Annotated in this window: 15 protein-coding genes and 1 pseudogene; 8 read left to right on the top strand and 8 right to left on the bottom strand. The window is 72.3% G+C overall.

All coding sequences use genetic code 11. The annotated features are described in order from the left end of the window. Positions 1-24: 24 nt before the first annotated feature. A complete protein-coding gene (locus ACIBG6_RS25715; RefSeq protein ID WP_399224919.1) occupies positions 25-525 on the top strand; it encodes a GNAT family N-acetyltransferase in 501 nt (166 codons plus the stop codon). On the opposite strand, the gene ACIBG6_RS25710 is transcribed toward ACIBG6_RS25715, so the two are convergent. Then, entirely contained in the window at positions 514-1,170 is a 657-nt protein-coding gene (locus ACIBG6_RS25710) for a TetR/AcrR family transcriptional regulator (RefSeq protein ID WP_399224918.1), read from the bottom strand. The genes ACIBG6_RS25715 and ACIBG6_RS25710 overlap by 12 nt on opposite strands. Positions 1,171-1,289: 119 nt before the next feature. Here ACIBG6_RS25710 and ACIBG6_RS25705 point away from each other — a divergent pair, with 119 nt between their 5' ends. The 3 genes and pseudogenes from ACIBG6_RS25705 (at position 1,290) to ACIBG6_RS25695 (ending at position 2,996) form a co-directional block, all read left to right on the top strand. Further along, the gene (locus ACIBG6_RS25705; protein ID WP_399224916.1) at positions 1,290-2,084 is read left to right on the top strand and encodes an SDR family NAD(P)-dependent oxidoreductase; all 795 of its coding nucleotides are present in this window, start codon (positions 1,290-1,292) and stop codon (positions 2,082-2,084) included. Between the two features lie 14 nt (positions 2,085-2,098). Continuing rightward, positions 2,099-2,311: pseudogene (locus tag ACIBG6_RS25700) on the top strand (SDR family NAD(P)-dependent oxidoreductase); the annotation flags it as partial. A 160-nt stretch (positions 2,312-2,471) separates the two neighbouring features. Beyond that, positions 2,472-2,996, top strand: a complete 525-nt coding sequence (locus tag ACIBG6_RS25695) for an SDR family NAD(P)-dependent oxidoreductase (RefSeq protein ID WP_399224915.1) — start codon at positions 2,472-2,474, stop codon at positions 2,994-2,996. Positions 2,997-3,083: 87 nt separating this feature from the next. On the opposite strand, the gene ACIBG6_RS25690 is transcribed toward ACIBG6_RS25695, so the two are convergent. After that, positions 3,084-3,605 (bottom strand): DUF4240 domain-containing protein, encoded by a 522-nt coding sequence (locus ACIBG6_RS25690; RefSeq protein ID WP_399225036.1) that lies wholly within the window; start codon positions 3,603-3,605, stop codon positions 3,084-3,086. 110 nt (positions 3,606-3,715) lie between these two features. Between ACIBG6_RS25690 and ACIBG6_RS25685 the strand changes: the two genes are divergently transcribed. Further along, a complete protein-coding gene (locus tag ACIBG6_RS25685; RefSeq protein ID WP_399224914.1) occupies positions 3,716-4,645 on the top strand; it encodes an SDR family oxidoreductase in 930 nt (309 codons plus the stop codon). Here ACIBG6_RS25685 and ACIBG6_RS25680 read toward each other — a convergent pair. The 6 genes from ACIBG6_RS25680 to ACIBG6_RS25655 all read right to left on the bottom strand — a co-directional run bounded on the left by ACIBG6_RS25680 (position 4,636) and on the right by ACIBG6_RS25655 (position 14,568). Beyond that, positions 4,636-5,607, bottom strand: coding sequence for a helix-turn-helix transcriptional regulator (locus ACIBG6_RS25680; RefSeq protein ID WP_399224913.1), 972 nt, complete (start codon positions 5,605-5,607; stop codon positions 4,636-4,638). The genes ACIBG6_RS25685 and ACIBG6_RS25680 overlap by 10 nt on opposite strands. Positions 5,608-5,783: 176 nt before the next feature. Beyond that, positions 5,784-8,489: a pyruvate dehydrogenase (acetyl-transferring), homodimeric type gene (gene aceE / locus ACIBG6_RS25675; RefSeq protein ID WP_399224911.1), complete on the bottom strand. Its 2,706-nt coding sequence runs from the start codon at positions 8,487-8,489 to the stop codon at positions 5,784-5,786. 309 nt (positions 8,490-8,798) lie between these two features. Continuing rightward, a complete protein-coding gene (locus ACIBG6_RS25670; RefSeq protein WP_024758969.1) occupies positions 8,799-9,422 on the bottom strand; it encodes a GntR family transcriptional regulator in 624 nt (207 codons plus the stop codon). 128 nt (positions 9,423-9,550) lie between these two features. Then, a complete protein-coding gene (gene sucB, locus ACIBG6_RS25665; RefSeq protein ID WP_399224910.1) occupies positions 9,551-11,308 on the bottom strand; it encodes a 2-oxoglutarate dehydrogenase, E2 component, dihydrolipoamide succinyltransferase in 1,758 nt (585 codons plus the stop codon). A gap of 63 nt (positions 11,309-11,371) precedes the next feature. Then, positions 11,372-12,760, bottom strand: coding sequence for a dihydrolipoyl dehydrogenase (gene lpdA, locus ACIBG6_RS25660; protein ID WP_399224909.1), 1,389 nt, complete (start codon positions 12,758-12,760; stop codon positions 11,372-11,374). A 299-nt stretch (positions 12,761-13,059) separates the two neighbouring features. Beyond that, positions 13,060-14,568, bottom strand: a complete 1,509-nt coding sequence (locus ACIBG6_RS25655) for a leucyl aminopeptidase (protein ID WP_399224908.1) — start codon at positions 14,566-14,568, stop codon at positions 13,060-13,062. A 313-nt stretch (positions 14,569-14,881) separates the two neighbouring features. On the opposite strand from ACIBG6_RS25655, the gene ACIBG6_RS25650 reads away from it, so the two are divergent. From ACIBG6_RS25650 to ACIBG6_RS25640, 3 genes are read left to right on the top strand one after another with little or no spacing between them, the layout of a single operon-like run. Then, positions 14,882-16,972 carry a hypothetical protein gene (locus ACIBG6_RS25650; protein WP_399224907.1) on the top strand — a complete coding sequence of 697 codons (2,091 nt, stop codon included), beginning with the start codon at positions 14,882-14,884 and terminating at the stop codon, positions 16,970-16,972. Between the two features lie 26 nt (positions 16,973-16,998). Continuing rightward, on the top strand, positions 16,999-18,558 hold the full coding sequence (gene pelF / locus ACIBG6_RS25645) for a GT4 family glycosyltransferase PelF (RefSeq protein WP_399224906.1): 1,560 nt from the start codon (positions 16,999-17,001) through the stop codon (positions 18,556-18,558). Then, positions 18,555-19,979, top strand: coding sequence for a hypothetical protein (locus ACIBG6_RS25640; protein ID WP_399224905.1), 1,425 nt, complete (start codon positions 18,555-18,557; stop codon positions 19,977-19,979). Before pelF ends, ACIBG6_RS25640 begins: the two co-directional genes overlap by 4 nt. Position 19,980 lies beyond the last annotated feature (1 nt).

Here is a 19,980-nt window from a genome sequence, read left to right as displayed (position 1 = left end):
CCCGTGCGTGACACAGTGGCCGTCATGATCGTGCCGGAGACGCAGATACGTATCGCCGCACCCGGGGACGAGGACGTCCTTGCCGCGCTCGACCGGGCCGCCTGGTCGCCCCTGCACGCGGTGCTGCCCGCCCCCGCGGAGCCGTACGAGCCCTTCTTCGACGCCCGGCACCTGCCCGAGGACTACCTCGTCGCGGAGGTCGCCGGCGAGGTCGTCGGCTACATCCGGCTCGCCCTGCCGACCCCGCTCGCCGCCACCGCGCACGTGCGCCAGATCCAGGGCCTCGTGGTCGCCGAGTCGGCCCGCGGCCGGGGCGTGGCGCGGGCCCTGCTGCGGGCGGCCGTGGAGCGGGCCCGCGCGGAGGGCGCCCGCCGGATCACCCTGCGGGTCCTCGGGCACAACGCCCCGGCCCGCGCGCTCTACGCCTCCGAGGGCTTCGCGGTGGAGGGCGTCCTGCCGGGCGAGCTCCTGATCGACGGGGAGTACGTGGACGACGTCCTGATGGGCCGCTCGCTACTCGCCTGAGCGGCCCCCGGCACCCGCGTCCCCGAGGAGCCGCATCCCGCCCATCAGCTCGCGCAGGCAGCGGACCGCGAGGGCGGCCGGCGAGCCCTCGCCGCGCACCGGCGCGTCCGACTCCGCCCAGGCCTCCAGGGCGATCCGGATGGCGTCCGTGGCCGCCGCCGCCGCGAGCCGGATCTCCAGCGGGTCGGCCTCCGGGCCCGCGAGTCCGGCCAGGACCTCGCGCAGCTTCTCCTCGGACTCCTGGTTGACCCGGTACCAGACGGCCCGCAGGGCGGGGTCCTCGGCGGCCGCCCGCAGGAGCCCGCGGGTCCACAGGAGCCCCTCCGCCGCCTCCGCGTCCGCCGCCGCCAGCGACGCGGCGATCGAGCGTTCCAGCGCCTCGGGGAGCCGGGCCCCGGGGCCGGCCGCCGCGAGCTGATCGCGCCAGCGGTCCGCGCCGCCCGCGAGGAGCGGGGCCACGGCGTCCTGCTTGGAGCGGAAGTACCGGTAGAAGGTGCGCAGGGCGACCCCGGCCCGCTGGGCGATGTCCTCGGCCGTGGTGCCGTCGGGTCCGCGCTCGGTGAAGAGCTCGGCGGCGGCGCGGGCGATGTCCAGCTGGGTCGCGGCCTTGCGGCGTTCCGTCAGGGAGGGGGGCTTGGTGCTCACCGTACGAAGCGTACGCCCGGAACCACCCGAAGTGCATGACGTGCAGCTATGGCAAAACGTGCCACTTGGGCGTACGGTGGCAGCGTTCCACGGAAGCTTGACATCGAGAGGTTGCCGCCATGAACCAGCTGACCCGTTACGAAGGACGCCGCGCCCTCATCACCGGCGGTGGCTCCGGCATCGGCCAGGCCACCGTGCTCCGCGTGCTCGCGGAGGGCGGCCGGGTCGTCGCCGCCGACATCAGCGAGGACGGCCTCAAGGACACCGTCGCCAAGGCCGGCGACGCCGCCGACCGCCTCACCACCGTCGTCGTGAACGTCGCCGACGAGGCTTCCGTACGGGCCGGCGTCGCCGCCGCCGTCGAGGCGCTCGGCGGCCTGGACGTCCTGGTCAACGCGGCCGGCATCCTGCGCTCCTCGCACACCCACGAGACGAGCCTCGACTCCTTCGAGCAGGTGCTGCGGATCAACCTCACCGGCACCTTCCTCGTGATCCGCGAGTCGATCCCGGCCCTCCTGGAGGGCAACGGCTCCGCCGTCGTGAACTTCTCCTCCACCTCCGCGGCGTTCGCCCACCCCTACATGGCGGCCTACGCGGCCAGCAAGGGCGGCATCCAGTCCATGACCCACGCGCTCGCCGCCGAGTACGCCAAGCAGGGCATCCGCTTCACCGCCGTCCAGCCCGGCTCCATCTCCTCCGGCATGACCGACGGCACCGGCGCCAGCCGCCAGAGCGTCGGCCCCGGTCTCCCCGAGGACGCCGACTTCTCCCTCTTCATGAAGCTCGCCCCCGCCCTCGGCCAGGGCTTCGCCGGCCCCGAGACCGTCGCCGGCGTCGTCGCGATGCTCGCCAGCGAGGACGGGAAGTTCATCACCGGCACCGAGGTCCGCATCGACGGCGGAACGCACTTCTGAGGAGCGCCCAGGACGTGTTCGGCGGCCGGACGGCCGTCATCACCGGCGCCTCCTCCGGCATCGGCGCCGGCCTCGCCCGCCACGCTGCGGGACTCGGCATGAAGCTGGTCCTCGCCGACGTCGCCGCCGAGCGGCTCGCCGCCTTCGCCGAGGAGCTGCGGGCCACCGGCGCCGAGGTGGAGGCCGTGGTCACCGACGTCGCCGACCCCGCCTCCGTCGACGCCCTCGCCGACCACGCGTACACCCTCCCCCAGACTTCGTCCGGGAGGTGCCCCCAGGCGCGGTGGACCTGCTGGTCAACAACGCCGGAATCACGGCCATGGGCTACTCCTGGGAGATCCCGGCCGAGCTCCCCCAGACTCCGTCCGGGAGGTGCCCCCAGACGCCATGCTCCGCATCGACATCGGCGGGTACGTCAACGGCATCCGTGCCTTCGTCCCGCGCATGCTGGAGCGCGGCGAGAAGGCCTGGGTGGTGAACGTGTCGTCCATCGGCGGCATGCTGCCGAGCCCGCTGATGGCCCCTTACAGCGTCACCAAGTTCGGCACGCTCGCGCTCACCGAGTCGCTCCACCACGAGATGCAGATGAAGGGCGCACCGATCCAGGTGTCCGTGGTGACCCCCGGCTCGGTCAAGAGCGAGATCTTCAAGGCGGCCAGGCCCGGCGAGGGCACCCCGCCCGAGATCGCGGCCTTCAACGACCACCTGCAGACCCTCGCCGACGAGCACGGGCTGACCCCCGAGGAGCACGCCGTGGGGGTACCCCCGGCCGGAGGCTGGGGGAGCGTCTTCGAGATGGCCGCCGAGGGAAAGTACTGGGCGATCCCGCAGCCGGAGCAGCTCTTCCCGGCGCTCCAGCCGCGCACGGACATGATCCTCGGCCAGGTGAACCCGCAGCTCCAGCAGGGCTGACGGGCGGGCACAGAGCCGGTACGGACCCGGGGTGGGACGGCCCCCGGGTCCGTACCTCTGTCGTCCTGTCCGTACCCTCGCCGTCTCCTACCCGGCCCCGAAGCGCTCCCACAGCCGCGGGAAGCGGGCCGCGAGCACGTCGTCGTCCTCCAGGTCGAAGGGTGCGCCCAGCGGCTCCCCGCCCGGCATCGGAATGCCCAGGTCCGGGGTCTCGGCGCCGGTCAGCTGCTCGTACGCCTCGTCCGCCGCGAAGCCGATCTCCTCGCCGTCCCCGTCGATCTCCACGTCGAAGTCGTCGAGCAGCTCCGCCAGCGCGTCCGGATCGTGCACCGCCCCCTCGAAGACCTCCCGGCCCTGGCCGATGAGCCAGCAGCGGAAGGCGTCGAAGGTCTCGTCGCCGGCCCCGTCGAAGAGCACGGCCGCCGCGCCCCACAGATCCCAGAGGTACGCGCGGTTGTAGCGGGCCTCGAAGTGGCGGGCGTAGTCGAGCACGGAGTCGGGATCGAGCCGGGTCAGCCGGTCCACGAGCAGATCGGCCTGCTCCTCGGGGTCGCCCTCGGCGGCCTCGCGGGTGTTGTCGATGATCTCCCAGAACTCCGTCTCGTCCATCACGGGACCAGCATCCTGTCTCGGCGAGCGCGACGCACCCGGAATGCCCGAAGAATTCCGGAAATGAATCCGGACAGAAGATGTCGTACTTTCCTGCCAGTCTGGTGTTCATGACGACAGAGACACGCGAGACGAAGCCGCTGCACGGACGCGTCTGCCTGGTCGCGGGAGCCACCCGGGGCGCCGGACGGGGCATCGCCGTCCAGCTGGGGGCCGCCGGAGCCACGGTGTACGTCACCGGGCGGACCACCCGCGAGAAGGTCAGCGAGGTCGGCCGGGCCACCGAGACCATCGAGGAGACCGCCGAACTGGTGACGGCCGCCGGCGGCGAGGGCATCGCCGTGCCGACCGACCATCTGGAGCAGGACCAGGTCCGGGCGCTCATCGACCGGATCGACCGGGAGCGGGGACGGCTCGACGTCCTCGTCAACGACGTGTGGGGCGGCGAGCACCTCCTCGTCTTCGGGAAGAAGACCTGGGAGAACGACCTCGACGGCGGCCTCCGGATGCTCGAACTCGGCATCCGGACGCACGTCATCACCTCGCACACGGCCCTGCCGCTGCTCATCCGGAACCCCGGCGGACTCGTCGTCGAGCTCACCGACGGCACCACCGAGTACAACGGCACCCGCTTCCGCGAGAACCTCTTCTACGACCTGGCCAAGAACGCGCCCCTCCGGATGGCCTTCGGCCTCGGCAAGGAGCTGGAGGAGCACGGCGCCACGGCGGTCGCCCTCACCCCCGGCTGGCTCAGGTCCGAACAGATGCTCGCGGCCTTCGGCGTCACCGAGGAGAACTGGCGCGACGCCGTCGAGAAGATCCCCGGATTCGCCGTCGCCGAGTCCCCGGCGTACGTCGGCAGGGCCGTCGCCGCCCTCGCCGCCGACGCCGACCGGCACCGCTGGAACGGGCAGTCGCTCTCCAGCGGCCAACTGGCGAAGGAGTACGGCTTCACCGACGCCGACGGCTCGCAGCCGGACGCCTGGGGCTACATGTTCGCGGACGAGACGGGCGACCCGGACGTGAACGACTACAGGTAGAGGCCCGACAGGCCCCGGGCCGCCTCCCGGAAGCGGGTGCGGAGGGAGTCCGGGGCCAGCACCTCGGCGTCCGCGCCCAGGCCGAGCAGCTGCGAGAAGGCGACCTCCTCGCTTTCGACGCGCAGCGTCACGGTCGTCCGGCCGGGGGTCTCCGCGTCCCGCTCCCCGGCCGCGAGGGCCTCCTCGGCGGCCGCGCGGTCCGTGACGTACGGCAGCCGCCGCGCGCCCGCCTCCGAGAGCCGCAGGACGACCTCGGCGCGCAGCAGGGAGCGGGCGAACTCCGCCGCCCGCTCCTCCCAGAAGGACGAGAGGTCGAACTCCTCGTCCCGGACGAACCGCTCCTCGCCCACGGCGACCGCCGTGAACCGGTCCACGCGGTACGTACGGAAGGAGGCGTCCGCCCGGGCGCACACGTACCAGACGCCGGCCTTCAGGACGAGGCCGTACGGACACATCTCCCGCTCCACCTCCTCGCCGTCCCCGCGCAGATAGCGGGCGGAGAGCAGACGGTCGTCCCAGACGGCCTCCGCGATCGGGGCGAGCAGCTCCGGGGTCTCCGGCTCCTGGTACCAGCCGGGCGCGTCCAGATGGAAGCGCCGGCCCACCGCGTCGGGGGCGTCCCGCAGCGACGGCAGCAGCGCCGCCGACACCTTCAGCCGGGCCGCCGAGGCCGCGTCCGCGAGCCCCAGATCGCGCAGCGCGCCCGGCAGCCCGGAGAGGAACAGCGCCTCCGCCTCGCCGCGCGCCAGCCCCGTGAGCCGCGTCCGGTAGCCGCCGATCAGCCGGTAGCCACCCGCGCGGCCCCGGTCCGCGTACACCGGAATCCCCGCCTCGGCGAGGGCGAGCGCGTCCCGGGTGATGGTCCGCTCCGACACCTCAAGCTCCGCGGCCAGCTCGGCCGCCGTCATCGACGGACGGGACTGGAGCAGCAGGACCAACTTGATGAGACGGGCGGCACGCATGCGCCCACCCTGCCATCCATACCGTGGCCTTGGGGCGCGGAGCCCGAGTCGTGCCCGCGCGCCTGGCACGCCGGGCTTCGCCCAGGCCTGAACCGGCAGGAACCCGGGAACGACCGAGGGGCCGCGCCCGTATCGAAGTACGGGCGCGGCCCCTCGGACCGGTCGAACCGGTCGACCTACAGGCCGTAGCGCTCGCGCGCTTCCTTCACGGCCGTCGCCTGGACCTCGCCGCGTCGCGCCAGCTGCGCGAGCGCCGCGACGACGATCGACTGGGCGTCGACGCCGAAGTGGCGGCGGGCCGCCTCGCGGGTGTCCGAGAGGCCGAAGCCGTCGGCGCCCAGCGAGGACCAGTCCTGCTCGACCCACTGCGCGATCTGGTCCGGGACCTGGCGCATGTAGTCGGAGACCGCGAGGACGGGGGAGGTGACGCCCTCCAGGGCCTTGCGGACGTACGGCACCTGCTCCTCGCCGCGCAGCAGCGCCGCGTCCGCCTCCAGGGCGTCGCGCCGCAGCTCCGTCCAGGAGGTCGCGGACCACACGTCGGCGGCCACGCCCCACTCGGCGGCGAGCAGCTTCTGCGCCTCGAGGGCCCAGTGGATCGCCGTGCCGGAGGAGAGGAGCTGGATGCGCGAGGCGTTCGCGGGGAGGTCGAGGCCCGCGGACTCCGCCGTGTTGAAGCGGTAGAGGCCCTTGACGATGCCCTCGTCGATGCCGGACGGCTTGGCCGGCTGCGGCATCGGCTCGTTGTAGACCGTCAGGTAGTAGAAGACGTCCTGGTCCTCGCCCTCGGCGGCCTCGCCGTACATCCGGCGCAGACCCTCCTTGACGATGGTCGCGACCTCGTAGGCGAACGCCGGGTCGTAGGACAGCGCCGCCGGGTTCGTGGCCGCGATCACCGGCGAGTGGCCGTCGGCGTGCTGGAGGCCCTCACCGGTCAGGGTGGTACGGCCGGCGGTCGCGCCGACGAGGAAGCCGCGGCCGAGCTGGTCGCCGAGCTGCCACATCTGGTCGGCGGTCCGCTGCCAGCCGAACATCGAGTAGAAGATGTAGAACGGGATCATCGCTTCGCCGTGCGTGGAGTACGCGGTGGACGCGGCGATGAAGTCGGCCATCGAACCGGCCTCGGTGATCCCCTCGTTGAGGATCTGGCCGTTCACGGCCTCCTTGTAGTACATCAGCTGGTCGCGGTCGACCGGCTCGTACGTCTGGCCCTTCGGCGAGTAGATGCCGAGCGACGGGAACAGCGACTCCATACCGAAGGTACGGGCCTCGTCCGGGACGATCGGGACCCAGCGCTTGCCGGTCTCCTTGTCGCGGATCAGGTCCTTGATGAGCCGGACGAACGCCATCGTCGTCGCCATCGACTGCGAGCCGGAGCCCTTGTCGAAGGCGGTGAAGGCCTTCTCCGCCGGGGCAGGCAGCGGGGCCAGCGCGTGGGTGCGGCGGGCCGGGGCCGGGCCGCCGAGGGCCGCGCGGCGCTCCTGGAGGTAGCGGACCTCGGGCGAGTCGGCGCCGGGGTGGCCGTAGGGCACCTGGCCGTCGACGAACTGCGCGTCCGAGATCGGCAGCTCAAGAAGGTCACGCATGTTCTTGAACTCGTCGGTCGTCAGCTTCTTCATCTGGTGGTTCGCGTTCTTCGACGCGAAGCCCTCACCGAGGGTGAAGCCCTTGACGGTCTGCGCGAGGATGACCGTCGGCGCGCCCTTGAACTCCAGGGCGGCCTTGTACGCGGCGAACACCTTGCGCGGCTCGTGGCCACCGCGGGAGAGGTGGAAACACTCCAGGATCTTGTCGTCGCTCAGCAGCTGCGCCATCGCGACGAGCGCCGGGTCCTTGCCGAAGAAGTCCTGGCGGATGTAGGCGGCGTCGCGGGTCTGGTACGTCTGGACCTGCGCGTCCGGTACCTCGCGGAGGCGGCGGACGAGGGCGCCGGTGGTGTCGAGCGCGAACAGCTCGTCCCAGGCGTTGCCCCACAGCGACTTCACGACGTTCCAGCCGGCGCCGCGGAACTGGGCCTCCAGCTCCTGCACGATCTTGAAGTTCGCGCGGACCGGGCCGTCGAGGCGCTGCAGGTTGCAGTTGATGACGAAGGTCAGGTTGTCCAGACCCTCGCGGGCGGCGAGCGCGAGGGCTGCCGTCGACTCGGGCTCGTCCATCTCGCCGTCACCGAGGAAGGCCCACACGTGGGAGGCCGAGACGTCCTTGATGGAACGGTTCGTCAGGTAGCGGTTGAAGCGCGCCTGGTAGATCGCGGAGAGCGGGCCGAGACCCATGGAGACGGTGGGGAACTCCCACAGCCAGGGCAGCCGGCGCGGGTGCGGGTAGGAGGGCAGGCCGTTGCCGCCGGACTCCTGCCGGAAGTTGTCGAGCTGGGCCTCGCCGAGCCGCCCGTCGAGGAACGCGCGGGCGTAGATGCCGGGGGAGGCGTGGCCCTGGATGTAGAGCTGGTCGCCGGAACCGTCGGCTTCCTTGCCCTGGAAGAAGTGGTTGAAGCCGGTCTCGTAGAGCCAGGCCGCCGAGGCGAAGGTGGCGATGTGGCCACCGACGCCGTACTTCGAGCCGCGGGTGACCATCGCGGCCGCGTTCCAGCGGTTCCACGCGGTGATCTTCCGCTCCATCTCCTCGTCGCCGCCGAACTCGCCGATCGACGGCTCCGCGGAGGTGGGGATGGTGTTGACGTAGTCGGTCTCCAGCAGCTTGGGCAGGGCGAGGCCCGCGCCCTCGGCGTGCTGGAGCGTACGGCGCATCAGGTAGGCGGCCCGGTGGGGGCCGGCGGCCTTGGTGACGGCGTCCAGGGAGGCCGCCCATTCGGCGGTCTCCTCGGTGTCACGGTCCGGGAGCTGGTCGAGCTCGCTCGGAATCTTGCCTACGGGATCGGTCATGATCGCCGCCTTCCGGACAGGTGGGGTAGAGATGGGGGCCATGTCTGGCAGGACAGGGCGAAGGGCCGGGTGAGGCCCGCGGAAGACTGTAAGCCAGCGATCGATGATCGATCAAAGGCTGGAGGGGAAAAACCTCTCCAGATCGAGAAAGTCGGCACAGGGTGCCGCACCCGAGGGCACCGGGTGCCTCGAATGTGCCTTGATTTCGCCTTGTTCTCGCAGGTGGGAGTGGCTGTCTGAGAACGTGGTCGCACGAATGAGCGGGCCCGCCCAGGGGTGGACCCGCTCACTGTGCGTCAAGCCAAGGGGTCAGGCTCGGGGTGCGCAGCCCAGGACGTGGGCCTTCACGAGCGCCCCGATGTTCGGGTCGCCCCGGCGGAAGGCCTCCACCAGCTCCTGGTGCTCCTCCGCGTACGACTTCTGGACCGTGCCCAGCCAGCGGATCGACAGGGCCGTGAAGACCTCGATGCCGAGCGTCTCCCAGGTGTGCAGCAGCACCGCGTTCCCGGCGGCCTTCACCAGCTCCCGGTGGAAGGCCACCGTGTGCCGCACCTGCGCCGTGCCGTCGGCGGTCGCGTCCGCCTCGTACAGCGCCGCCACGTGCGGCTCCAGGGCCGAGCAGTCCGTCGCGAGCCGCCCGGCCGCCAGCTCGGCCGCGATCTGCTCCAGACCGGCCCGTACGGGGTAGCTCTCCTCCAGGTCGGCCGCGGTCAGGTTGCGGACCCGGACGCCCTTGTTGGGGGCGGATTCGATCAGGCGCAGCGACTCCAGCTCGCGCAGGGCCTCGCGGACCGGGGTCTGGCTGACTTCCAGCTCCGTCGCGATCCGGCGCTCCACGATGCGCTCGCCCGGCTTCCAGCGGCCGCTGACGATCCCCTCCACGATGTGCTCGCGGATCTGTTCGCGCAGCGAGTGGACGACGGGGACGGTCATGAAGGCTCCTCGGGGAGTGTTGACCCTTAGACAATACGGCGGCGCCCCCGCCCGGAAACACTTCCGGGCGGGGGCGCCGCAGGTGAGGCTCGTTACGTTGCCAGTCGGCGTACGGCCCTCACATCGCCTTACAGGCCGAGGTCGACCTCGAACTCGCCGGCCTCCAGGATCGCCTTGACGGCCGTCAGGTAGCGGGCGGCGTCGGCGCCGTCCACCAGACGGTGGTCGTAGGACAGGGCGACGTACGTCATGTCGCGGACCGCGATCGTCTCACCCAGGTCCGGGTGGTCGATGACGACCGGACGGCGCACGGTGGCGCCGATGCCCAGGATGGCGACCTGGTTCGGGGGCACGATGATCGTGTCGAACAGCGCGCCGCGCGAACCGGTGTTGGAGATGGTGAAGGTCGCACCGGCCAGGTCGTCCGGCGTGATCTTGCTGGCGCGCACGGCGCCGGCCAGCTCCGCGGTCTTCTTCGAGATACCGGCGATGTTGAGGTCGCCCGCACCCTTGATGACCGGGGTCATCAGACCCTTCTCGGAGTCCACCGCGATACCGATGTTCTCGGTGTCGAAGTAGGTGATCGTGCCCTCGTCCTCGTTGATCCGGGCGTTGATGACCGGGAAGGCCTTCAGCGCCTGGGCCGCGGCCTTGACGAAGAACGGCATCGGGGAGAGCTTGACGCCCTCACGAGCCGCGAACGCGTCCTTGGCACGGGCGCGCAGCTTCATCAGCTTGGTGATGTCGACCTCGACGACCGAGGTCAGCTGGGCCTGGCCGTGCAGCGCCTTCATCATGTTGTCGCCGATGACCTTGCGCATGCGGGTCATCTTGACGGTCTGACCGCGCAGCGGGGAGACCGCGAGGGCCGGAGCCTTCGCGGCGGCCGGGGCCGGAGCGGCGGCGACGGGGGCGGCAGCGGCGGCCTTCTTGGCCTCCGCGGCGGCGAGGACGTCCTGCTTGCGGATGCGACCGCCGACGCCGGAGCCCTTGACGGCCGCGAGGTCGACACCGTTCTCGGTGGCGAGCTTGCGGACCAGCGGGGTCACGTACGCGCCGTCCTCGGCCGGAGCCGGAGCGGCCACAGGGGCTGCGGGCGCGACCGGGGCGGGGGTTGCCGCCGGTGCCACCGGTGCGGGAGCCGGGGCGGCCGGAGCCGGAGCCGCGACCGGAGCGGCCGGAGCCACCGGGGCCGGGGCCGGAGCCGCGGCGGGCGCCGGAGCCGCGGCGGGCGCGGCCGGAGCCGGGGCGGCGGGGGCGGCCGGAGCGGCACCCGCGGCGCCGATGACGGCCAGCTTGGCGCCGACCTCGGCGGACTCGTCCTCGGCGACGACGATCTCCAGGAGGACACCCGAGACCGGGGCCGGGATCTCGGTGTCGACCTTGTCCGTGGAGACCTCGAGCAGCGGCTCGTCGGCCTCGACGGTCTCGCCGACCGACTTCAGCCAGCGGGTCACGGTGCCCTCGGTGACGGACTCGCCCAGCGCGGGCAGCACGACGTCCGTACCGGCGGCGCCGCCGGCCGGAGCCGCGGCGGGGGCCTCGGCGGCCGGAGCCGGAGCGGCCGGGGCGGCCGGAGCCTCGGCCACGGGGGCCGGGGCGGCGGCCGGCTCGGCGGCCGGAGCGGCGGCGGGGGCCGGGGCGCCCGTGCCGTCGTCGATGATGGCCAGCTCGGCGCCGACCTCGACCGTCTCGTCCTCGGCGACCTTGATGGAGGCCAGGATGCCCGAGGCGGGGGCGGGGATCTCGGTGTCGACCTTGTCGGTCGAGACCTCGAGCAGCGGCTCGTCGGCCTCGACACGCTCACCCTCGGCCTTGAGCCAGCGGGTGACGGTGCCCTCGGTGACGCTCTCGCCGAGCGCCGGCAGGGTTACGGAAACCGACATGGTTTCAGTTGCTCCTAACGAATTGCGGAAAGTGGTCGTCGCGCCCTGTGATGACGATGAGCGTCAGTCGTGGGAGTGCAGCGGCTTGCCGGCCAGGGCCAGGTGGGCCTCGCCGAGCGCCTCGTTCTGCGTCGGGTGGGCGTGGATGAGCTGCGCGACCTCGGCCGGCAGCGCCTCCCAGTTGTAGATCAGCTGTGCTTCGCCGACCTGCTCGCCCATGCGGTCACCGACCATGTGGACGCCGACCACGGCACCGTCCTTGACCTGGACGAGCTTGATCTCGCCCGCGGTCTTGAGGATCTTGCTCTTGCCGTTGCCCGCGAGGTTGTACTTGAGGGCGACGACCTTGTCCGCGCCGTAGATCTCCTTGGCCTTGGCCTCGGTGATGCCGACGGAGGCGACCTCGGGGTGGCAGTACGTCACCCGCGGCACGCCGTCGTAGTCGATCGGCACGGCCTTCAGGCCCGCGATGCGCTCGGCGACGAGGATGCCCTCGGCGAAGCCGACGTGCGCGAGCTGGAGCGTCGGGACGAGGTCGCCCACGGCCGAGATCGTCGGCACGTTGGTACGCATGTACTCGTCGACCAGGACGTAGCCGCGGTCCATCGCGACGCCCTGCTCCTCGTAACCGAGACCGGCGGAGACCGGGCCGCGGCCGATCGCGACGAGCAGCACCTCGGCCTCGAAGGTCTTGCCGTCGGCCAGGGTGACCTTGACGCCGCTGTCGGTGTACTCGGCGGACTGGAAGAAGGTGCCGAGGTTGAACTTGATGCCGCGCTTGCGGAACGCGCGCTCAAGAAGCTTCGAGCTGTTCTCGTCCTCGACCGGGACGAGGTGCTTCATGCCCTCGATGACCGTCACGTCGGTGCCGAAGGACTTCCACGCCGAGGCGAACTCGACGCCGATGACGCCGCCACCGAGGATGATCGCGGACTCCGGGACCCGGTCCAGGGTCAGCGCGTGGTCCGAGGTGATGATCCGGTTGCCGTCGATCTCCAGGCCGGGGAGCGACTTCGGCACGGAGCCGGTGGCGAGGAGGACGTGACGACCCTCGACGCGACGGCCGTCGACGTCGACGGAGGTCGGGGAGGAGAGGCGACCCGCGCCCTCGATGTAGGTCACCTTGCGGGAGGCGACGAGACCCTGCAGACCCTTGTACAGGCCCGAGATCACGTCGTCCTTGTACTTGTGCACGCCCTTGATGTCGATGCCCTCGAAGGAGGCCTTGACACCGAACTGCTCCGCCTCACGCGCCTGGTCGGCGACCTCGCCGGCGTGGAGCAGGGCCTTCGTCGGGATGCAGCCGTTGTGCAGGCAGGTGCCGCCGAGCTTGTTCTTCTCGATCAGTGCGACGTCCAGGCCCAGCTGCGCTCCGCGCAGCGCCGCGGCGTAACCGCCGCTACCGCCGCCGAGGATCACTAGGTCGAAAACGGTGCTGGCGTCGTTCGCCACGTCACGTCCTCCATGCATGTGCGCTCGTCGCCGGTCTTCAGTGACCAGGCGGCGGCTGGTGTTCGGCCGCTTTATTTCGGCCCTGTGGTGGGGGCCCTGTCCTGCCGAGAACCCATCTTCGCACTTGTTGACGGATGGCGGGACGCGGGGCCGTGCTCTGAGACGGCCGATCGTCCGTACGGAGGGATCGCCCCAGCGTACGAACCTACGGATTTCGTCGCGAGCGAACAGGCGATGACCGTCGTGAACAGGGGCGACCCCGGGTACGGGACCCGGGGCCGCCCCTGTCACGGGTGTGCTCAGAGCTCGCCGGCCGCCGTGCGCTCGGCCAGCTTCACGAGGGTGCGCACCGAGGAGCCGGTGCCGCCCTTCGGGGTGTACCCGTACGGGGCGCCCTCGTGGAAGGCCGGGCCCGCGATGTCCAGGTGGGCCCAGGTGATGCCCTCGCCCACGAACTCCTGGAGGAAGAGACCGGCGACCAGGCCGCCGCCCATCCGCTCGCCCATGTTGGCGATGTCGGCGGTGGGGGAGTCCATGCCCTTGCGCAGGTCCGCCGGGAGCGGCATCGGCCAGGACGCCTCGCCGACCTCCTCCGCGGCCTCGTGGATCGCGGTGCGGTAGTCGTCGTCGTTGGCCATGATGCCGAAGGTGCGGTTGCCCAGGGCCAGCACCATGGCGCCGGTCAGGGTCGCCACGTCGACGATCGCGTCCGGGTGCTCCTCGGAGGCCTTGGTCAGCGCGTCGGCGAGGACGAGCCGGCCCTCGGCGTCGGTGTTGAGGACCTCGACGGTCTTGCCGCTGTACATGCGCAGCACGTCACCCGGGCGGGTGGCGTTGCCGGACGGCATGTTCTCGGCGAGGGCGAGCCAGCCGGTGACGTTGACGGCGAGGCCGATGCGGGACGCGGCGACGACGGCGGCGAACACGGCGGCCGCGCCGCTCATGTCGCACTTCATCGTCTCGTTGTGGCCGGCCGGCTTCAGGGAGATGCCGCCGGAGTCGTAGGTGATGCCCTTGCCGACGAGGGCGAGGGTCCGCTCCGCCTTCGGGTGGGTGTAGGCGACGCGGACGAGGCGCGGGCCGCGGACGGCGCCCTTGCCGACGCCGAGGATGCCGCCGTAGCCGCCCTTGTCGAGCGCCTTCTCGTCGAGCACCTGCACCTTGAGGCCGTGCTCCTTGCCGGCGGCGGCGACGATGGCGGCGAACGACTCGGGGTAGAGGTCGTTCGGCGGCATGTTGATCAGGTCACGGGCGCGGTTCATCTCCTCCGCGACGGCCTGGGCGCGCTCGGCGGCGGCCTTGTACGCCTTGTCGCGCGGCTTGGCGCCGAGCAGGGCGACCTCGGCCAGCGGCTTCTTCGCGTCCTTGGCGCTCTCCTGGTACGCGGTGTAGGCGTACGCGCCGAGCAGGGCGCCCTCCGCGACGGCGGCGGCGTCCTCGGCGGAGGCGATCGGCAGAGCGAAGGCGGCCTTCTTCGAACCGGTCAGGGTGCGGGCGGCCGTACCGGCGGCGCGGCGCAGGGTCTCCGCGCCGAACGACTCGCCGTCCTCGGGGGCGGTGCCCAGGCCGACGGCCAGGACGACGGGGGCCTTGAGACCGGCGGGCGCGGGCAGCTTGATCGCCTCACCCTCGGAACCCGAGGCGCCCAGCGTCTCCAGGACGGCGGCGAGCCGCCCGTCGAAGGCCTTGTCGACAGCCTCGGCGCCCGGGGCGACGACGAGCGCCTTCCCGGTCTTCGCGACGCCGACCACGAGGGCGTCGGCGCGCAGCGTCGCCGCACCGGCAGTGCTGAGAGTGAGAGCAGTCACGGTGGTGAATTCTCGCTTCCATTGAGTTCTGTGGCGGTCGAGGGATGGGCCGACCGTGCCCGCCGCATCGTATTTCGGCCCGGAGAGCGCCGAGAACGAGCCTACGCTCGCTCGCGGCGTTCGCTCACGGCGGCAGTGATTCACTCATCCGTGGTGTCTCTTTCATGTTTACCGTTCAGGCTCGGAGAGCTCGTCCACACTCGCCTCATTCCTGCAAGGCGACGCACTCGCCTTCGCGCCATCTGCATCATCTCCACAGGTCCCGCCGAGCCGGCTCCGGCCCGGACGGGCCTGCCGAGGGGGGACACCACCGATGGACTCCGGCCGAATCCGCACGCCCAGAACCGCCCGCCGCACCGCGCAGGGCACCGCGCCCCGCACCGCCAGGGTCGCGGCGCTCGCCGCCGCCGCGCTGCTCGCCACCGTCCTGCCGTCCGCGCAGGCGGTGGCCGCCCCGGTGCCCCGCGTCGACCTGACGGTCCTCGTCGTCGACGACGGCGGCAGCGCCGTCGAGGCGATCACCGCCGAGCTGAAGGGCTCCGGCGTCCCGTACCGCAGGATCGACCTCAACGACCCGAACCGGCCGGTCCTCGACCCGGCCTTCCTCAGCGACACGCTCGACGGCCGCCCCCGCGCCAAGTACCAGGGCGTCGTCCTGCCCCACGAGAGCGCCTTCGGCCCCGACTCCGCCGAGCACACCGCGCTCCAGGCGTACGAGCGGACCTTCGGGATCCCGCAGGTCGACGCCTACACCTGGTCGCACCCGGGTGTCGGCCTCGACTACACCAACGAGGGCGGCTGGTCCGGCGTCCTCGACGGGACCACGGCCGGCGTCACCGCCGCCGGGAAGACGGGCCCCTTCCGGTACCTCGCGGGGGCGCTGACCTTCGAGGACAACGACCCGGCGATCGCCGAGAGCTACGGCTACGCGGGCCGCCCCCGCGCCGGCTTCACCAGCTACCTCGACGTCCCCGTCGAGGGCGGCGGCCGGGCCAGCCTCGTCGGCGAGTACACCGCCGACGGGCGCCGCGAGCTCGTCGTCACCTTCGCCTACAACCAGTACCAGCGGCAGTTCCGGGCCCTCGCGCGCGGCATCGTCGAATGGCTCACCCAGGGCGTCCACCTCGGCCAGAGCCGCAACTACCTCTCCGTCCACGTCGACGACGTCTTCGCTCCCGACGCCCGCTGGGACTCCGCGCTCAACTGCACCCCCGGCGACTTCGACTGCGTCGAGGACGACGGGGAGGGCGTCGACCCGATCCGGATGACCGCCGCCGACGCCCAGTACGCCGCCGCCTGGCAGAAGGCCTCCGGCTTCACCCTCGACATGGTCTACAACGGCGGCCAGGGCGAGCAGTGGAAGACCGAGCACGGCGGCACCGACCCGCTCACCACGCAGCTCCTCGCGGACCGCGCCCAGTACCGGTGGATCAACCACACCTACACCCACCCGTTCCTCGGCTGCGTCCAGGACAACACCACCGTCCCCTGGCAGTGCGCCAAGGACCTCGCGGGCAACACCCTCTGGGTCAGCCGCTCCGAGCTCTCCGGCCAGATCCGGAACAACCACAACTGGGCCGTGGGCAAGGGCATCTCCGTCGACCGTTCCGAACTCGTCACCGGCGAGCACTCCGGTCTGAGGACCCTGCCCCAGCAGCCCGTCGACAATCCGAACCTCGCCGGCGCCCTCGCCGACAACGGCGTGAAATGGACGGCGAGCGACAACTCCCGCGAACCGCAGCAACGTTCCCTCGGCACCGGGACCGCCGCCGCGAGGACCGTGCCCCGCCACCCCATGAACGTGTACTACAACGTGGGCACCGCCGCCGAGATGACCGACGAGTACAACTGGATCTACACCTCCCGCGCCGACGGCGGCAGTGGCATCTGCGAGGACAACCCGCTGTCCACCTGCCTGCCCGCCCCGCTCCCCACCACCACCGGATACGCCGAGCGGATCGTCCCGCAGGAGGCCCGCACGGCCCTCTCCCACGTGCTCGGGAACGACCCCCGCCCGCACTACGTGCACCAGTCCAACCTGGCCGAGGAACGGCTCCTCTATCCCGTACTCGACCGCGTACTCTCCGGATACAGGGACCTGTTCGCACCCAGCGCACCCCTGGTGAACCCGCGTCAGAAGGACGTCGGAACCGAGCTGAACCGCCGTGCCGCCTGGGACCAGGCGATCGCCGCAGGAAAGGTCACCGCCTACCGCATCGGCACCACGGTCACCGTGAAGGCCCCGGCCGGCCTCACCGTGCCCGTCACCGCACCCGAGGGCACCCGTAAGCAGGCCCTGCTCGGCTCGACCGTCTTCGGGTCGGCCTACGCGGGCACCCGCTCGGCCTGGACCGCGCCCGAACTGCTCCAGACCGCCGTCACACTCACGCTCCCGACCGCCTGACCAGCACGTCCTGGGGGGAAACGTACATGCCGAGCCGTGGCCGTCACGTCACCATGCTCACCGAAGGCACCTATCCGCACGTCCACGGCGGCGTCAGCACCTGGTGCGACCAGCTCGTCCGCGGCATGCCGGAGGTCGACTTCGAGATCCTCGCCCTCACCGGCAACGGCCGCGAACCCGTCACCTGGGAGCTGCCGCCCAACATCACCCGGCACACCGCGTTCCCCCTCTGGGGCCACCCGCAGGGGCCGGCCGCGCCCGGTCTGTTCGACCGGGCGCGCCGGCCCCTGCGGGGGCGGGAACGCCGCCGCTTCCTCGACACGTACGAACGCCTGCTCCTCGCCCTCCTCGACCCGGGCGCGGGATGCGACTTCGGCACGAGCCTGTACGAGCTGGCCGAGCTCGCCCGGCAGGGACGGCTGACCCCCGCTCTCCGCTCCGAACCGGCCCTGCGCTCCCTCATGTGGATCTGGACCATGCCGCACCTGCCGACGCTTGCGGCCCGGCCCACCGTCCACGACGCGCTCACCGCCACCGACCTGCTGGAACACGCCCTGCGCCCGCTCGCCGCCCGGATAGCCACCGGCAGCGTGGCCCACGCCGTCTCCAGCGGCCTCGCCACGCTGCCGGCCCTGGCCGCGCAGCACTTCGAAGGGGTGCCCTTCCTGCTCACCGAACACGGCATCTACCTCCGCGAGCGCTACCTCGGCTACCGCACCGACGCGCAGCGCTGGCCCGTCAAGGCCCTGATGCTCGGTTTCTACCGCGAGCTCAACACGCTCGGCTACCGCAAGGCCGATCTCATCACCCCCTGCAACCAGTACAACCGGCGCTGGGAGGAGCGCGGCGGCGCCCCCGCCGACCGCATCCGCACCGTCTACAACGGCGTCGACCCGGCCCTCTTCCCCGAGGCCGGACCCGAACCCGAGACCCCCACCCTCAGCTGGTGCGGGCGGGTCGACCCCATCAAGGACCTGGAGACCCTGATCCGGGCCTACGCGATCTGCCGCGCCGAACTCCCCGAGCTGCGGCTGCGGTTGTTCGGCCCGGTCCCCGCCGGGAACGAGGACTACCGCACCCGCCTGGAGAAGCTCGCCGCCGAACTCGGCGTCACCGACGGCATCACCTTCGAGGGCCGCGTCTCCGACGTGCCACGCGCCTACGGGGCCGGCAGCGTCGTCATGCTCTCCTCCATCAGCGAGGGCTTCCCCTTCTCCCTCATCGAGGCCATGTCCTGCGGCCGGGCCACCGTCTCGACGGACGTCGGAGGCGTACGGGAGGCCGTCGGCGACACCGGGATCGTCGTCCCGCCCCGCGAACCGGCCGTCATGGCCGCCGCCGTCACCGAACTGCTCAGGGACGGAGCCCGGCGCGCCGAACTCGGCCGCCTGGCGCGGCAGCGGGTCATCGACCGGTTCACCCTGAACCGTTCGGTGGACGGCTTCCGCCAGATCTACCGCGAACTGGCGGGTGAACGCCCGGCCCCCCGCCCCCGGCCCCTCCCCGCCCCGAAGGCGTGGACCGTCCGCATCCCCTCCCCGCGCCGCGTCCCCGCGCCCCTCGTCGTGGGAGGCACCCCCGCATGAGCGGCTCCCTCTGGCTGAAACCCCCGACCGCGGCGCCCCCGCTCCCGGCGATCCCCCGCCCCCGGCGGGAGGAGGCGAGGCCGGCGTCCCCCGGCCTCGCCGTCGACCCCCTCGACGAACTCGCCGAGCGGCTCGACGCGTTCGTCGCCGTCGCCGTGCACCCGGACGAGATCGCCGCGCTCCTCGAATCCGACGGCATGACCGACGACCACATCCGCCTCACCTACGGCAGGGCCGACTCCTTCGCCCTCGCCGAGGACCTCTACGCCCGCGGGGAGCGGCGCCACCCCGCACCGGAGGCGCCGCCCGCCGGACCCTGGCACAGCGAACTCGCGGGCTGTCTCCTGCGCGGCCTCGTCTTCGCGCTGCCCGGCCTCGCCTACGTCCTGGCCGCGCCGCTCCTCGCCGGGGAGCACGGCCGGTTCGGGCTCCCCGGCGGCACGGTCCCCCTCCTCGCCGGAGCCGTCACCGGCTGGGTGTGGAACCAGGCCCTGTCCCACCGCGCGTACACCTGGCTCGGCCTCGGCGACCGGCCCGCCGCCGCCCGCGCCCTGCTCACCGGCGCCCCCGCGGGCGCCCTCGCCGGTTCCGCGGTCGCGCTCGCGGCCGCCGGGCCCGGCGAGATCCCGGCGGCCCTCTTCGCCGCCGGCCAGTCGGTCTACCTCGCCGCCGCGACCGTCCTCCTGGTCCTCGGCCGCGAACGGGCCCTGCTCTGCGCCCTGCTGCCGCTCGCCGGAGCCGTCCCCGCCTTCCGCTGGGACCTCCCCGACCCGCTGCGGGCCGGGCTCCTCCTCGCCTCGCTCACCGCCGCCGTCGCCTTCGCGGCGCTCGTACTCCGGCCGGGCGCGCGGCGCGGGGCGGCGGGCCGGGGCGGTCCCCCGCGCGCGGCCTCCCTCCCGTACGGACTCTTCGGCCTCGGCAGCGGACTGCTCGTCCTCCACGCGGGCATCGGCGACACCCTGGTGAGCGGAGCCGGAGCGGTCGTCGCCCTCACCCTCTCCATGGGACCGGCCGAGTGGCTGCTGCACCGCTTCCGGGGCGAGAGCCTGACCCGGCTGCGGACCCTCACCACGGCCCGCGAGTTCCGCAGGGCGGTCACCGGCACCCTCGTCCTCTGCCTCGGCGGCTACCTCACCGTCCTCGTCGGCCTCACCCTCGCCGCGACCCTGGCCTGGCCCGGCGCGCCCTGGCCGACGCTCCCGCGCCTCGCCACCCTGCTCATGATCGGGACCGTGCTCTGGCTGGGGCTGCTGCTCCAGGCCTTCGGCTCGGTGACGAGCGCGGCGGCCGTCTGCCTGATCGCGGCGGCGGCGCAGACCGCGGTGCCCGCGGCGGGTCCGGCGGCGACCGGGGGAGCGGCGGCGCTGCTCGCCGTCCTCACCTGTGTTCTGCTGGTACGACCGACCGCCCACCGCGCGTAGA

The organism is Streptomyces sp. NPDC050842 (assembly GCF_044456565.1).
In the GTDB taxonomy this organism is placed as follows: Bacteria; Actinomycetota; Actinomycetes; order Streptomycetales; family Streptomycetaceae; genus Streptomyces.
Note: the sequence above shows the minus strand (reverse complement) of the source record. Positions and strands in the feature narration are given on the sequence as shown.